Genomic DNA, 14,569 nt, shown 5'->3' with positions numbered 1-14,569 from the left:
AGGGGACGGGCCTTGTGTTTGAGCGCAAAAAGTGCTATGATTAAACATTGATACAGACTTTTCGGGAGGAACCGTTTTGAACCGACAGACCACCAAAATTTCCCCCGCCGACGTGGCGCGTCAGCGGGACTTCTGCCAGAAACTCCATGAGCGCAACGCCGCCCGTCCCACCGCCCCCCTAGCCTTCGTGGACACCTACGGCTGCCAGCAGAATGAGGCCGACTCCGAGCGGCTGCGGGGCTACCTGCGGGAGATGGGCTACGACTTCACCGACAGCGAGGCGGAAGCCGATCTGATCCTCATCAACACCTGCGCCATCCGGGAGCACGCCGAGATGCGGGTATTGGGCAACGTGGGCGCGCTGGTGCATACCAAGCGCCAGAAGCCCAACCAGCTCATCTGCGTGTGCGGCTGCATGGCCCAGGAGCCCCACCGTGCCCAGAAGATCAAGGAGAGCTACCGGCAGGTGGACCTGGTGTTCGGGCCCCACGCCCTGTGGCGGTTCCCGGAACTCTTGTACCGGCTGGTGACCCGCCGGGGCCGCATTTTCGACATCGCCGACGAGCCCGGGTCCATCGCCGAGGGCATCCCGGTGGTGCGTCAGGACAAGGTAAAGGCCTGGGTGTCCATCATGTACGGCTGCAACAACTTCTGCACCTACTGCATCGTGCCCTACGTCCGGGGCCGGGAGCGGTCCCGTCAGCCGGAGGTCATTCTGGAGGAGATCCGGGGCCTGGTGGCCGAGGGGTACAAGGACATTACCCTGCTGGGCCAGAACGTCAACTCCTACGGCAAGGACCTGGACGACCCCATGGACTTTGCAGACCTGTTGAAGGCGGCCTCCGAGATCGAGGGGGACTTCCTGCTGCGCTTCATGACCAGCCACCCCAAGGACGCCTCCCAGAAGCTCTTTGACACCATGGCGTCCTCCCCCAAGATCGCCCCCTGCTTCCATCTGCCCTTCCAGGCGGGCAGCGACCGGGTGCTGAAAGCCATGAACCGGGTATACGACCGGGCGGGCTATCTGGACAAGGTGCGCCGTTTGCGTGAGGCCATCCCCGATGTGGTCATCACCTCCGACGTCATTGTGGGATTTCCCGGGGAAACCGCCCAGGAGTTCGAGCAGACCATGACCCTGCTGGACGAGGTGCGGTTTGACGCCCTCTTTACCTTTATTTATTCCCCCCGTGTGGGCACCCCCGCCGCCAAGATGGAAGACCCCGTCTCCAAGGAGGAGAAGGCGGCCTGGTTCCAGCGGCTGGTGGAGCGGCAGGATCAAATTTCCGAGGAAAAGCACGCGGCCTACATCGGCAAGACGGTGCGCTGTCTGGTGGACGGCACCGACGACAAGGGCCTCACCGCCCGCACCCCCGGCAACCGGCTGGTGCGCCTCACCGGAGACGAGTCCCTCATCGGCCAGTTTGTGGACGTGAAGATCACCGGGGCCAATAAGTGGTCTTTGATGGGGGAGAAGGCGGAGTAAAATACGGATTGCCACGCCAGTGCGCGCACTGGCGCGCAATGACAGGCAGGAGAACGGAGCCATGTATTACGTCTATATCCTGGCAAACGCCACCAATGTAGCCATTTACACCGGGGTAACCCGGGACCTGGTCCGCCGGGTCGCCCAGCACCGCGCCCATGCCGATCCCGCCAGCTATACCGCCCGTTATGATATTACAAAATTGGTCTATTTTGAGGCCACCCCATCCATCCAATCAGCCATTGCCCGAGAAAAGCAGATCAAATCCTGGTCCAGGAAACGAAAAAACGCCCTGGTCAACCGCCGGAATCCCGGATGGACTGATCTGTACCCCACACTATAGGGCCGTCATTGCGAGCCAGTGCGCACACTGGCGCGGCAATCCGTCCCTTTCCATTTCAATTATCATTTAGAAAAGGAGCGCCCGCCATGCCGTCCGAGCTGACCCCCATGATGCGCCAATATCTGAAAATGAAAGAGCTTCACCCGGACTGCATCCTCTTTTTCCGGCTGGGCGACTTCTACGAGATGTTCCAGGAGGACGCCAAGCTGGCCTCCAGGGAGCTGGATCTCACCCTCACCACCCGGGACCGGGGCAAGCCGGAGGATCAGCGCACCCCCATGTGCGGCGTGCCCTACCACAGTGCCGACGCCTATATCGCCCGGCTCATCGCCAAGGGCTACAAGGTGGCCATCTGCGAGCAGATGGAGGACCCCGCCACCGCCAAGGGGCTGGTGGATCGGGACATCATCCGCATCGTCACCCCCGGCACCGTCATCGCCTCCTCCATGCTGGAGGAGGGCCGCAACAACTTCATCTGCGCCATCTACGAGGACTCCGCCGGGGCGGGGCTGTGCTTCTGCGACATCTCCACCGGCGAGATCTCCGTCACCTCCTTTACCGGCCCCGACAGCAGGGAGCACCTGTGCAACGAGCTGGGCCGCTTCTCCCCCCGGGAGGCCATGCTGTCCGATGGGGCCTACAGCGACGCCGCCCTGCTGGACTTTCTCACCAATAAGCTGGACTGCCGGTGCGAGAACGGTGGGGAAGCCCGCTTCCGGCCCGACGCTGCCCGCTCCCTGGTGGAGGAGCAGTTCACCAGCGGCCTGGATCAGCTGCCCCAGGGGGACGACCACGCCCTCCAAGCGGTGGGGGGCCTTTTGAGTTACCTGTACGAGACCCAGAAGACCGACCTCTCCCACATCACCACCCTCTCCTGGTACACCTCCGGTCAGTTTATGGAGCTGGACCTCACCGCCCGGCGCAATCTGGAGCTCACCGAGACCCTCCGCTCCAAGGAGAAGAAGGGCTCTCTGCTTTGGGTGCTGGACAAGACCCGCACCGCCATGGGCCACCGGCTCATCCGCGCCTGGATGGAGCGGCCCCTGCTCTCCCCCGGCGCCATCAGCCGCCGGCTGGGGGCGGTGGAGGAGCTGGTGGGCGACCCCATCGGCCGGGACGAGCTGAAAAACACTCTGCGGGAGGTCACCGATCTGGAGCGGCTCATCGGCCGCATCGTATACGGCACCGCGGGAGGCCGGGACCTGGCCGCCCTGGCCGCCGGTCTGGGCAGGCTGCCCCGGCTGCGGGAGCTGCTCTCCCCCTATTCCGGGGCCCTGCTCACCGCCCTGTCCGCCGCCCTGGACGACCTGCCCGACCTGCGGGAGCTGATCTGCTCCGCCATTGTGGACGAGCCCCCCTTCTCCGTCCGGGAGGGCGGCTTTATCCGGGCGGGCTATAATGCCGAGGTGGACCGGCTGCGGGACATCCTCACCAACGGCAAGGACCTGGTGGCCGCCGTGGAAGCCCGGGAGAAGGAAAAGACCGGCATCAAGAGCCTGAAGGTGGGCTTCAACAAGGTATTCGGTTACTACATCGAGGTATCCAAGTCCTACTATGACCAGGTGCCCGAGGATTACATCCGCAAGCAGACCCTGGTCAACTGTGAGCGATTCATCACCCAGGAGCTGAAGGACCTGGAGCACGAGATCCTGTCCGCCCAGGACCGGGTCACCGCCCTGGAGTATCAGCTGTTCTGCGACCTGCAGCAGCAAGCTGCCGCCCGGGTGGGGGACATCCAGCGCTCCGCCGCCGCCGTAGCCCAGGTGGACGTGCTGGCCTCCTTTGCCGCCGTAGCCGCCGAGAACGGCTACTGCCGCCCCGAGGTGGACCTGTCCGACACCATCGAGATCTCCGAGGGCCGCCACCCGGTGGTGGAAAAAATGCTGAAAAACGCCCTCTTTGTCCCCAATGACACCCGGATGGACGGGAAGGACAACACGGTGGCCATCATCACCGGCCCCAACATGGCAGGCAAGTCCACCTATATGCGGCAGGTGGCCCTCATTGTCCTCATGGCCCAGATGGGCTCCTTTGTCCCCGCCAGGTCGGCCCGCATCGGCATCGTGGACCGGGTATTTACCCGCATCGGAGCCAGCGACGACCTGAGCGCCGGCCAGTCCACCTTTATGGTGGAGATGACTGAGGTGGCGGAGCTGCTGAAAAACGCCACCAGCAAAAGCCTGCTCATCCTGGACGAGATCGGCCGGGGCACCTCCACCTACGACGGTATGTCCATCGCCCGTGCGGTGCTGGAGTACTGCGCCGACAAAAAGCGGCTGGGTGCCAAGACCCTCTTCGCCACCCACTACCATGAGATCACCGCCCTGGAGGGAGTTATCCCCGGGGTGAAGAACTACAACATCGCCGCCAAGAAGAAGGGGGACGACATCCTCTTCCTGCGGAAGATCGTCCCCGGCGGGGCCGACCAGAGCTACGGCATCGAGGTGGCCAAGCTGGCTGGGGTACCCGACAAGGTCATCACCCGGGCCCGCCACATTCTGAAGGAGCTGGAGTCCGGAGGCGTCCAGACCCCCCAGGCCCCGGCGGCTCAGACCACCGGCCAGATGTCCCTGCTGGACATGGGAGGCGGAGAGGTGGCCCGACGGCTCCAGGGGGTGGATCTCAACACCCTCACCCCCATCGAGGCCATGAACCTGCTCTTTGAATTGAAGCAGCTGGTATAAAACCAACCACAAAAAAGGAGGAACACACCATGCTCACCGGACGGCGCCGCCCCTGGCGCTCCCAGATCACCCAGGCGGAGTTTTACCGGGGCTGGGTCTTTTTCGCCCTGTATGTGTTTCTCTTCCCCTGGCTCATGGGCTGGGTCCAGCGCTCCTATCAGGGGGAGTTCCCGGTGGCTGAGGCCAATGTGGTGTACTACCTCATCATTGCCGCCCTCACCTTCCTGGTGTTCTGGTCCTTCCTGAGAACCGGCTTCCGGCTGCTGCTGGACTGGCTGCCGGAGAACCTGTTCGCCTTTGTCACCGGTCTGGTGGGAGCCGAGATACTCTCCTTCCTGGTGGGCCTCATCCCCCTGCCGGTGCAGAACCCCAACCTGATGAGCTACCCCGAGCAATACTACTTCGCCCCCGCCGCCACCGTTTTTATCCTGGTGGTGCTCATGCCCCTGGTGGAGGAGCCCCTGTTCCGTGGACTGCTCTTCGGCTCAGTCCGCAATTACAGCCGGCCCCTGGGCTATGTGCTGTCGGTGGTCCTCTACTCCTTCTACTGCGCCGTCCAGTTTGTGTATGCCTTCGGGACCCTGGACCTGCGGTACCTGCTGCTGATGATCCAGTACGCCCCCATGGCCCTGGCCCTGGCCTGGTGCTATGACCGGGGGGGCTCCATCTGGAGCGCCATTGCCCTGCACATGGCCCTCAACGGGTTTACGCTGCTGGGGACGCTGCACTGATCCCGCGGAGTGCCGGGTGCGCCGCCCCTGCATTCATCCATTCCTCCGTTTAGAAAGCAGGTATTTCTATGCCTCACATCCAACAACTTGACTCCCATGTGGCCGACCTGATCGCCGCCGGCGAGGTGGTGGAGCGGCCCGCCTCCGTGGTGAAGGAGCTGGTGGAGAACGCCATCGACGCCGGAGCCGGCAAGCTGACGGTGGAAATCCAGCACGGGGGCATGACCCTGATCCGGGTCACCGACAACGGCTGCGGCATTGCCGCCGACGAGGCCCCCACCGCCTTTCTCCGTCACGCCACCAGCAAGCTGCGCACCGAGTACGACCTGGAGGCCATCGGTACCCTGGGCTTCCGGGGGGAAGCTCTGGCCGCCATCTCCGCCGTGTCCCGGATGGAGCTGCTCACCCGCACTGCTGATGCCCCCCTGGGCTCCGCTCTCTCCCTGGAGGCGGGGGTGGTGGTGAGCCGGGAGGAGGCGGGCTGTCCCCAGGGCACCACTATGGTGGTGAAGGACCTGTTTTACAACACCCCCGCCCGGCTCAAGTTCATGAAGAAGGACTCCGCCGAGAGCGCCGCCTGCTTCGCCATGATCCAGCGGCTGGCCCTGTCCCACCCGGAGGTGAGCATCAAGTTCCTCCGGGACGGCAAGCAGGACCTGCTCACCCCCGGCGACGGCCAGCTGAAATCGGCGTTGTACGCCGTGCTGGGCCGGGATCTGGCCCTGGGCTTCACCCCGGTGAAGGGCTCCGGGGAGGATATGACGGTCACCGGCTTTGTGTCTCTGCCCACCTGCTGCCGGGGCACCCGGGGCTATCAGCACTTCTTCGTCAACGGCCGGTATGTAAAGAGCCGCACCATGATGGCCGCCCTGGAGGAGGCCTACGCCAACCAGAAGATGGTGGGCAAGTTCCCCGGCTGCGTCCTCCATCTGACCACCAGGCTCAACGCTGTGGACGTGAACGTCCACCCCACCAAGCAGGAGGTCAAGTTCGGCAGCGATAAAAAGGTATTTGACGCGGTGTATTACGCCGTAAAATCCACCCTGGAGGCCGACCGGTCCCGGCCCTCCGCCCTGGCGGACAGCCCCCGGCTGGCTCCCAAGGCAGCTCAGGACACGGTGCCCCCTCACCAGACCACCTTCCGCACCATGACGGCGGAGCAATTCCGCAAGACGGCGGACAAACCCGCCCCGTCTCTGCCTCTCCACGATATTGCCGCCCGGCCTGCCCAAACCGCTCAACCTGTGCGGGCGGCCACAAGGGTGGCCCCTACCGTTCCGGAACGGCCGGTTCCAACCGCCTCCACCATACAGCCCGAGCCCAAACCGGCTCCGGCTCCCACCCCATCGTCTGTAAGGACTGCTGTCCCAGACATCCCGGCCAAAACCACCCCGCCTGTGGAGGTGGCTCCCGAAACCCCGCGGGCGACCACAAGGGTCGCCCCTACGGTGGTCGAAAAGGAACCCGTTCCCACCATCCCCCCTGTGGAACCCCAGACTCCCATCCAGCCCGAGCCAGAAGAAACACCCTGGCGGATGGCAGGCGAGGTCTTAAACACCTACATCATCGTGGAGCAGGGGGACAAGGTGCTCCTTATCGACAAGCACGCCGCCCATGAGCGGATGAACTTTGACCGCCTGAAGGCGGCGGGGTACACCCCCATGGTCCAGACCCTCCTGACCCCGGTGGTCTTTACCCCTCCGGCGGAGGAGGGGGCCGCCCTGCTGGCCCAGCTGCCCCTGCTGGAGCGCTTCGGCTTTGAGGCGGAGGACTTCGGCGGCGGAGCTCTCATCGTCCGCACCGCCCCCGACGATGTGGACGCCGCCGCCATTCCCGACGTGCTGCTGGAGCTGGCGGGCAGGCTCATCACCTGCGGCACAGCCGACCCGGACAGCGCCCGGGACGCTCTCCTCCACACCATGGCCTGCAAGGCGGCCATCAAGGGGGGCCAGAAAAACGGGGAGGCCGAGCTGCTCAAGGTGGTTAAAGCTGTCATGGCGGGGGAAGTGAAATATTGTCCCCATGGCCGCCCGGTGGCCATTGAGCTGACCCGCAGCCAGATCGAAAAGCGGTTCGGACGGGCATAACTCCCCGGGAAATGTGGTCCCTTCCCCAGAATCCGACAAAACCTTTCCAGTAATTGGTATATATTGGATGCATCTCAGAGAAAAAGGAGTGCATCCAAATGCAAAAGACACCCAACCTGCAAGACCTGTTCCTGCTCCGCGCCCGGCGGACCCGGGCCAACGTCACCACCTTTTTGATGAACGGCTATCAGCTGAAAGGCCAGATCGTGGGCTATGACGCCTTTGTGGTGGTACTTATGACGGGGGACAAGCAGCAGGTGATCTACAAGCACGCCATCTCCACCATTGTGCCCGAACGGGCCATCTCTCTGGAGCGGGAGGAGCGTGGCGACTGACCAAAGGAGCGCCTATGAAGCAAGGTTCTTTGAATTCCCGCATCGTGATGCTGGTGGTACTGGCCGCGGTGCTCATTTCCATCGGAGTCTCCGCCTTCAGCAGCCTGCGGGAGCTCTATCCCACGGTGCTGGCCTATACCTACACCGTCAGCGACAGCGTGGAGGCCACCGGCTTTCTGGTCCGGGAGGAGAGTGTCCTCACCGGCCAGGGCGGCACGGTGGAGGTCCTCCCCGAGGAGGGGGAGAAGGTAAGCCGGGGTGAGACCGTGGCCCTGCTCTACCAGAGCGACGCCGGACTCACCCAGCGGGAAACCCTCCAGCAGCTGCTGCTGGAGCAGGAGCAGCTGGAATATGCCCTGGCCCAGACCGGCGGCAGCGGCGACTCCGCCCAGCTCAGCGACCGGGTGGCCGACGCCATTGCCAATCTCCGGGGGGCTTCCGCCTCCGGCGACCTCACCTGTCTGGAGAGCCAGACCATGGAGCTGAAGAGCCTGATTTATAAGCGCAGCTATACCTTTGACGCGGAGGGGGAGGACTCCACCGCCGCTCTCCAGGCCTCGTTGGACGACGTGAAGGCCCAGATCCAGTCTTTGACCGCCCAGGCCTCCCAGAGCACCAGCCGGGTCACCGCCGCCCAGTCGGGCATTTTCTCCGGTCTGGTGGACGGATACGAGAGCCTTATCACCCCCGCTATGATGGAGACCCTTACCCCGGCCCAGCTGAAGGACCTGTCCAACCAGAAGCCGGCGGAGGATACCTCCGCCATTGGCAAGCTCATCACCAATTCCACCTGGTACTTTGCCTGCACCCTGCCGGAGGCGGACGCCGAGCGGCTGGTGGAAGGGCGGAGCATCACCGTCCGCTTTTCCCGGGACTGGTCCGGCGAGGTGGACATGAAGGTGGAGCGGCTGGGGGACCCGGTGGACGGGCAGGTGGTGGTGGTACTGTCCACCGACAAGTTCCTGTCCGACACCACCCTGCTGCGGCGGCAGACGGTGGAGCTGGTCTTTGAGACCACCTCCGGCATCCGCCTGCCCAAGGAGGCCCTGCGGGTGGAGCAGCAGACCGTCACCGACAGCGAGACCGGCGAGGAGTCCCAGGTATCGGTCACCGGCGTGTACGCCCTGGTGGGCCAGTGTGCCGAGTTCAAGCCGGTATCCATCCTGGCCGAGGAGGACAACTACATCCTGGTCACCGCTGCCGATACCTCCACCACCACGGCAGCCAAAAAGGCCCTGCGGGCGGGAGACCAGATCATCATCTCCTCCGGCGAGCTCTATGACGGCAAGGTCATCGATTAGTTTGGACGATCCCTCTGCGCCCCACACGCGCAGGCGGTTTTGCCTTATTTATGTGTGTATTTTTTGGAGGTGCCTATTATGTCCCTGGAAGAGAAAGTAGCGCAGGTCAAGGCCAACATCGCCGCCGCGGCCCGGGAAGTGGGCCGTGACCCGTCCGAGATCACCCTGGTGGCCGCCACCAAGGTCCAGACCTCGGATACCATCCGGCAGGCCATTGCCGCCGGTATCACCATCTGCGGAGAGAACCGGGTGCAGGAGATGACCGCCCACCTGGACGACGACGCCTATGCCGGGGCCGCCCTCCATTTCATCGGCCATCTGCAGACCAACAAGGTCAAGCAGGTGGTGGGCCGGGTGGATCTCATCGAGTCGGTAGGCTCGGAGCATCTGCTGGACGCCATCGAGGCCCAGGCCGCCAAGCTGGACCTGGTGCAGGACATTCTGCTGGAGATCAACATCGGCGGCGAGGAATCCAAAAGCGGAATTTCTCCCGACGAGCTGCCCGCCCTGGCCCAGAAGGCGGCCGCCTGTCCCCATGTGAATCTGCGGGGACTGATGGCCATTCCTCCGGTGGCCGAGGGGCCCGACGGAAACCGGCCCTTTTTTGCGAAAATGCGTCAGCTTTTTGTTGACATAAGAGACAAGATGTCGGATAATGGAACCACAATCGACTGTCTTTCTATGGGAATGAGCGGCGATTACGAGGACGCCGTCCGCGAGGGCGCCACCCTGGTGCGCGTAGGCACCGCCCTGTTCGGCCCCCGCCCTCCCATGCATAAAGCTTGATATGATTCAGGAGGTAACCGAATATGGGATTGTTTGATGAACTGCGGCGGCTGGCCCGCCCCTACGAGGACGAGCCGGAGGACGACTACGAGGACGACTTCGAGCCTGTCTCCCGCAGTGAGCGGATGGACCGCACCGGCGGCGACCGGCTGGAGCGCAAGAGCGCCAAGAGCCAGGCCGCTCAGGAGTCCACCGGCAGCCTCTATTCTCTGGATAACGAGCGCCGCAGCAACAAGGTGGTCAACATCCACACCACCACCCAGCTGCAGGTGGTGCTGGTAAAGCCCGAGCGCTTCGAGAACGCCAGCGAGATCGCCGACCACCTGCGCGAAAAGCGCACCGTGGTCCTCAACCTGGAGTCCACCAACAAGGACATTGCCCGCCGCCTGCTGGACTTCCTGTCCGGCGTGGCCTACGCCAACGAGGGCAAGATCAAGAAGGTGGCCATCTCCACCTACATCATCACGCCCTACAATGTGGATATTCTGGGTGATCTCATCGACGAGCTGGAGAACAACGGGCTGTATTTCTAAAATGGCCACCGGGCCCCGCCGCAGGCGGGACGGCGGTTACGCCGTTCAAGCGTTTTGCCCAGCAAAACCTTGATGCCGGGCGAATTCAGTTCGCCCATGCAGATATAAAATCGGGGTCCCCCCACGATGCACAGCATCGGGTGGGGCTAAGACACAAAAAATCAGGGGGAATCAACCTATGCTTACGCCGCAGGAAGTTTCGGAACACGCCTTTACCAAGGCGTTTAACGGATATAATATGTCGATGGTGGACGAATTTCTGGATATCCTGACGGCGGATTACACCACCCTCTACAAGGAAAACGCCACCCTGAAGGCCAAGATGAAGGTGCTGGTGGACAAGGTGGAGGAGTACCGCTCCACCGAGGACGCCATGCGCAAGGCCCTGATGACCGCCCAGAAGATGGCGGACGACCTGGTGGCCGAGGCCGAGGCCAAGCGCAACCAGCTGCTGCAAAACGCCGAGGCCGACGCCAAAGCCCGCATTGCCGAATTGCAGCAGTCCATCCGGGACGAGCAGATGCGTCTGGCCGCCGCCCAGCAGTCCACCGCCGCCTATGTGGGCAAGCTCAAGGAGCTGCACCAGCATGAGATGGACTTTTTAAGCGGCCTGTCCAAGCTGACCGCCTCCGCTCCGGCCCCCGCCGACCCGGTGGGGGAGACCGCCCGGGACATTGAGGAGAACGTGGAGCGGATCATCCAGAAGGAGCAGGAGGACACCACCGACCTGTCCGCCCCCAAGCCCGCCGCCCCCGCCAAGGAGAGCAGCCTGTACGACGAGCTGATGGAGCTCAGCGGCCGGAAGGCCCCCGCCGCCCACCCGGCTCAGGAGGACGAGGACGACGAGGTGGAGGAGCCCACCCGCCGCATCGACTTTGACAACCTGCAATTCGGCAAGGACTACGAAATCCGCTGAACCCCTTGACAGAAGTCCTGCAAACAGGTAAGATACTGGGAGACGCCTGAAAAAGGCGTCTCCCAGTGATTTTCATCTGCAAAATGCTGTGACGAGGACGAGTACCGCCCCCAACCCTGCGCAGAGAGCCGCCGTTTTGGTGCAAGGCGGACAGGACGGGCCGGGAAAATCACCTCCGAGCATGGCCGCCGAACCCAGTAAGCGGCCCCGGCTGGCCCCGTTACAGGCTGTCGAGTGGTTCCGGCCCGTCCGGAGCAATGAGAGTGGTACCGCAGAGGTGTGCGCCTTTGTCTCTTGAGAGACAGGGGCGCTTTTTGTTTGCCCCGTCGAATCAAAACCTTTTGCACAGCTGCCGTTTCCCTCATCCGGCCTGACCGGCCACCTTCCCCCAGGGGAAGGCTATAAGGTTATTATTTTATTTCAATATAAAAAGGAGAAACACCCATGGACTACAACCAGACCGTCCACCTGCCCAAGACCGACTTCCCCATGCGGGCAGGCCTGCCCAAGCGCGAGCCCGATATGCTCCAGGAGATGTACGACCACGACCTGTATAACAAGATGGTCAAACGCAACGAGGGCAAGCCCTCCTTCGTCCTCCACGACGGCCCCCCCTATGCCAACGGCAACATCCACATCGGCACCGCCCTGAACAAGATCCTCAAGGACATCATCGTCAAGCACAAGAACATGACCGGCCACTACGCCCCCTATGTGCCCGGCTGGGACACCCACGGCCTGCCCATCGAGTCCGCCGTCCTCAAAGACAAGAAGGTCAAGCGGGACGAGATGACCACCGCCCAGTTCCGCACCAAGTGCCGGGAGTACGCCGAGGGCTACATCGCCAAGATGACCGAGCAGTTCCAGCGCCTGGGCGTGCTGGGGGAGTGGGACAACCCCTATATCACCCTGCTGCCCGAGTTTGAGGCCAAGCAGATCGAGGTCTTTGGCAAGATGGCCGAGAAGGGGCTCATCTACAAGGGTATGAAGCCGGTGTACTGGTGCCCCCACGACCAGACCGCCCTGGCCGAGGCCGAGATCGAGTACGCCGACGACCCCTGCACCACCATCTTTGTGAAATTCCCCGTCCGGGACGACAAGGGCAAGCTGGGCCAGTATGCCGACCTTAGCAAGACCTACTTCGTGATCTGGACCACCACCCCCTGGACCATCCCCGGCAACTTCGCCATCTGCCTGAACGCCGAGTTCGACTACGTGCTGCTCCAGGTGCCCTCCGGCGACGTGTACGTGCTGGCCAAGGACCTGGCCGAGAGCGTGTGCAAGGCCGCCCATATCGACTATGAGGCCTGCCAGGTGCTGGCCACCCTGAAGGGCAGCGAGTTTGAGCTGATGACCGCCACCCACCCCCTCTTTGACCGGGAGAGCGTCATCCTCAACGGCGAGCACGTCACCCTGGACGCCGGCTCCGGCTGCGTCCACACCGCCCCCGGCTTTGGCGCCGAGGACTTCCAGATCTGCCAGCAGTACGACAAGGCGGGGCTCACCCACATCGGGGTGCCCGTGCCCGTCAACGCCAAGGGCGTCATGACCGACAGCCGCTACAACGGCCAGTTCTACGCCAAGGGCAACGACATGGTGGTGGCCGATCTGGAGGCCGAGGGCTTCCTGGTGGCCAAGGAGAACATCACCCACTCCTACCCCCACTGCTGGCGGTGCAAGAACCCCATCATCTACCGGGCCACCGAGCAGTGGTTCTGCTCCGTGGACGCCATCAAGGACACCGCCGTCAAGGCCTGCGACTCCATCCAGTGGCACCCCGGCTGGGGCAAGGAGCGGATGATCTCCATGATCTCCGAGCGCAACGACTGGTGCATCTCCCGCCAGCGGGTGTGGGGCGTGCCCATCCCCATCTTCTACTGCGACGACTGCGGCGCCGACATCGTCACCCCCGAGACCATCGCCCATGTGGCCGACCTCTTCCGCCAGCACGGCTCCAACATCTGGTTTGACAAGCAGGCCGCCGACCTGCTGCCCCAGGGCTTCGTGTGCCCCAAGTGCGGCAAGGCCCACTTCTCCAAGGAGACCGACATCATGGACGTGTGGTTCGACTCCGGCTCCACCTGGGCCGCCGTGGCCGCCGAGCGTCCCTACCTGAAGTACCCCGCCGACCTCTACCTGGAGGGCGGCGACCAGTACCGGGGCTGGTTCCAGTCCTCCATGCTCACCTCCATCGCCGTCAACGGCGTGGCCCCCTATCACCAGATCGCCACCCACGGCTGGACCGTGGACGGCGAGGGCAAGGCCATGCACAAGTCCCTGGGCAACGCCGTGTCCCCCGATGAGGTCATCAAGGAGTACGGCGCCGATATGCTCCGTCTGTGGGTGGCCTCCGCCGACTACACCCAGGATATGCGTATCTCCAAGGAGATCATGAAGCAGCTCTCCCAGGCCTATCTGAAGATCCGCAACACCGCCCGGTATATGCTGGGCAACCTGTGCGACTTCGATCCCGACGCCAACCTGGTTCCGGTGGAGGAGCTGATGGAGCTGGACCGCTACGCCCTCCACTGCCTCAACGAGCTGGTGAAGAACGTCCGGGCCGCCTACGACCGCTACGAGTTCCACGGGGTGTACCGGGCCGTCTACAACTTCTGCGTGGTGGATATGTCCAACTTCTACCTGGATATCATCAAGGACCGGCTGTACTGCGGCAGCGAGGCCGAGCGCCGCTCCGCCCAGACCGCCCTCTACCACATCCTGGACGGCATGACCCGTCTGGTGGCTCCCATCCTGGCCTTCACCTCCGACGAGATCTGGCACGCCATGCGCCACGCCTCCGGCGTGGACGCCGAGAGCGTCCTCCTCAACGATATGCCCCAGGACAACGCCGCCTTCGCTCTGGACGAGGCCGCCCAGGCCCGCTGGGCCAAGCTGGTGGGCCTGCGGGACGCCGTCAACAAGGCCCTGGAGAACGCCCGCAATGCCGGCGTGTTCAAGAAGGCCCAGGACACCGAGGTCACCATCTCCGTGTCCGCGGAGGACGCCGAGTTCCTGAAGGGGGTGGACCTGGCCTCCCTGTGCATCGTGTCCAAGGTCACCGTCACCACCGGCAGCGTGGAGGGGGAGCGCAACGAGGAGAGCCTCATCCCCTGCACCATCGCCGTCAAGCTGTCCGAGGCCCCCAAGTGCCCCCGCTGCTGGAACCACAACGACGCCATCGGCACCGACGGCCATCACGCCGAGCTGTGCCCCCGCTGCGCCGCTGTTGTGGGCGAGTAAGCCATATTGTGAAAAAGGGCCTGTTGCAAAATAGCTGTTTTGCACAAACCTGTCATTGCGAGCCAGTGCGCACACTGGCGTGGCAATCCGTTTCCCCGGCAAAAGGGACGGATTCCCACGAAAAACGGCC

At 63.5% G+C, this 14,569-nt stretch carries 11 protein-coding genes and 1 other annotated feature; all 11 genes read left to right on the top strand.

All coding sequences use genetic code 11. The annotated features are described in order from the left end of the window. Positions 1-76: 76 nt before the first annotated feature. The gene (gene miaB, locus B5E56_RS11950) at positions 77-1,483 is read left to right on the top strand and encodes a tRNA (N6-isopentenyl adenosine(37)-C2)-methylthiotransferase MiaB (protein WP_087390428.1); all 1,407 of its coding nucleotides are present in this window, start codon (positions 77-79) and stop codon (positions 1,481-1,483) included. A gap of 61 nt (positions 1,484-1,544) precedes the next feature. Next, positions 1,545-1,826 carry a GIY-YIG nuclease family protein gene (locus B5E56_RS11945; protein WP_087188912.1) on the top strand — a complete coding sequence of 94 codons (282 nt, stop codon included), beginning with the start codon at positions 1,545-1,547 and terminating at the stop codon, positions 1,824-1,826. A gap of 86 nt (positions 1,827-1,912) precedes the next feature. Next, on the top strand, positions 1,913-4,510 hold the full coding sequence (gene mutS / locus B5E56_RS11940; RefSeq protein WP_087390424.1) for a DNA mismatch repair protein MutS: 2,598 nt from the start codon (positions 1,913-1,915) through the stop codon (positions 4,508-4,510). 29 nt (positions 4,511-4,539) lie between these two features. Further along, positions 4,540-5,241, top strand: a complete 702-nt coding sequence (locus B5E56_RS11935) for a CPBP family intramembrane glutamic endopeptidase (RefSeq protein WP_087390421.1) — start codon at positions 4,540-4,542, stop codon at positions 5,239-5,241. Between the two features lie 68 nt (positions 5,242-5,309). After that, positions 5,310-7,328 carry a DNA mismatch repair endonuclease MutL gene (gene mutL, locus B5E56_RS11930; RefSeq protein WP_087390418.1) on the top strand — a complete coding sequence of 673 codons (2,019 nt, stop codon included), beginning with the start codon at positions 5,310-5,312 and terminating at the stop codon, positions 7,326-7,328. Positions 7,329-7,426: 98 nt separating this feature from the next. Continuing rightward, entirely contained in the window at positions 7,427-7,663 is a 237-nt protein-coding gene (gene hfq, locus B5E56_RS11925; RefSeq protein WP_087188916.1) for an RNA chaperone Hfq, read from the top strand. 14 nt (positions 7,664-7,677) lie between these two features. Next, positions 7,678-8,964, top strand: a complete 1,287-nt coding sequence (locus B5E56_RS11920; RefSeq protein ID WP_087390415.1) for an HlyD family efflux transporter periplasmic adaptor subunit — start codon at positions 7,678-7,680, stop codon at positions 8,962-8,964. Positions 8,965-9,042: 78 nt separating this feature from the next. Then, on the top strand, positions 9,043-9,750 hold the full coding sequence (locus tag B5E56_RS11915) for a YggS family pyridoxal phosphate-dependent enzyme (protein ID WP_087330552.1): 708 nt from the start codon (positions 9,043-9,045) through the stop codon (positions 9,748-9,750). Positions 9,751-9,773: 23 nt separating this feature from the next. Then, positions 9,774-10,283: a cell division protein SepF gene (locus tag B5E56_RS11910; RefSeq protein WP_087188919.1), complete on the top strand. Its 510-nt coding sequence runs from the start codon at positions 9,774-9,776 to the stop codon at positions 10,281-10,283. A gap of 178 nt (positions 10,284-10,461) precedes the next feature. Then, a complete protein-coding gene (locus B5E56_RS11905; protein WP_087390412.1) occupies positions 10,462-11,199 on the top strand; it encodes a DivIVA domain-containing protein in 738 nt (245 codons plus the stop codon). A gap of 79 nt (positions 11,200-11,278) precedes the next feature. Beyond that, positions 11,279-11,497: a binding site (T-box leader), on the top strand. 146 nt (positions 11,498-11,643) lie between these two features. Next, positions 11,644-14,439, top strand: coding sequence for an isoleucine--tRNA ligase (ileS, locus tag B5E56_RS11900; protein ID WP_087390409.1), 2,796 nt, complete (start codon positions 11,644-11,646; stop codon positions 14,437-14,439). Positions 14,440-14,569: the final 130 nt, after the last annotated feature.

This window comes from Flavonifractor sp. An112, assembly GCF_002161085.1.
Classification (GTDB): Bacteria; Bacillota; Clostridia; order Oscillospirales; family Oscillospiraceae; genus Flavonifractor; species Flavonifractor avicola.
This window is presented reverse-complemented; position numbering and strand designations above follow the sequence as displayed.

Excerpts from the sequence above, each read along its gene's own strand:
- B5E56_RS11945 (WP_087188912.1), top strand. The coding sequence starts at position 1,545 with ATGTATTACGTCTATATCCTGGCAAACGCCACCAATGTAGCCATTTAC.
- mutS (WP_087390424.1), top strand. The coding sequence starts at position 1,913 with ATGCCGTCCGAGCTGACCCCCATGATGCGCCAATATCTGAAAATGAAA.
- B5E56_RS11935 (WP_087390421.1), top strand. The coding sequence starts at position 4,540 with ATGCTCACCGGACGGCGCCGCCCCTGGCGCTCCCAGATCACCCAGGCG.
- mutL (WP_087390418.1), top strand. The coding sequence starts at position 5,310 with ATGCCTCACATCCAACAACTTGACTCCCATGTGGCCGACCTGATCGCC.
- hfq (WP_087188916.1), top strand. The coding sequence starts at position 7,427 with ATGCAAAAGACACCCAACCTGCAAGACCTGTTCCTGCTCCGCGCCCGG.
- B5E56_RS11920 (WP_087390415.1), top strand. The coding sequence starts at position 7,678 with ATGAAGCAAGGTTCTTTGAATTCCCGCATCGTGATGCTGGTGGTACTG.
- B5E56_RS11915 (WP_087330552.1), top strand. The coding sequence starts at position 9,043 with ATGTCCCTGGAAGAGAAAGTAGCGCAGGTCAAGGCCAACATCGCCGCC.
- B5E56_RS11910 (WP_087188919.1), top strand. The coding sequence starts at position 9,774 with ATGGGATTGTTTGATGAACTGCGGCGGCTGGCCCGCCCCTACGAGGAC.
- B5E56_RS11905 (WP_087390412.1), top strand. The coding sequence starts at position 10,462 with ATGCTTACGCCGCAGGAAGTTTCGGAACACGCCTTTACCAAGGCGTTT.
- ileS (WP_087390409.1), top strand. The coding sequence starts at position 11,644 with ATGGACTACAACCAGACCGTCCACCTGCCCAAGACCGACTTCCCCATG.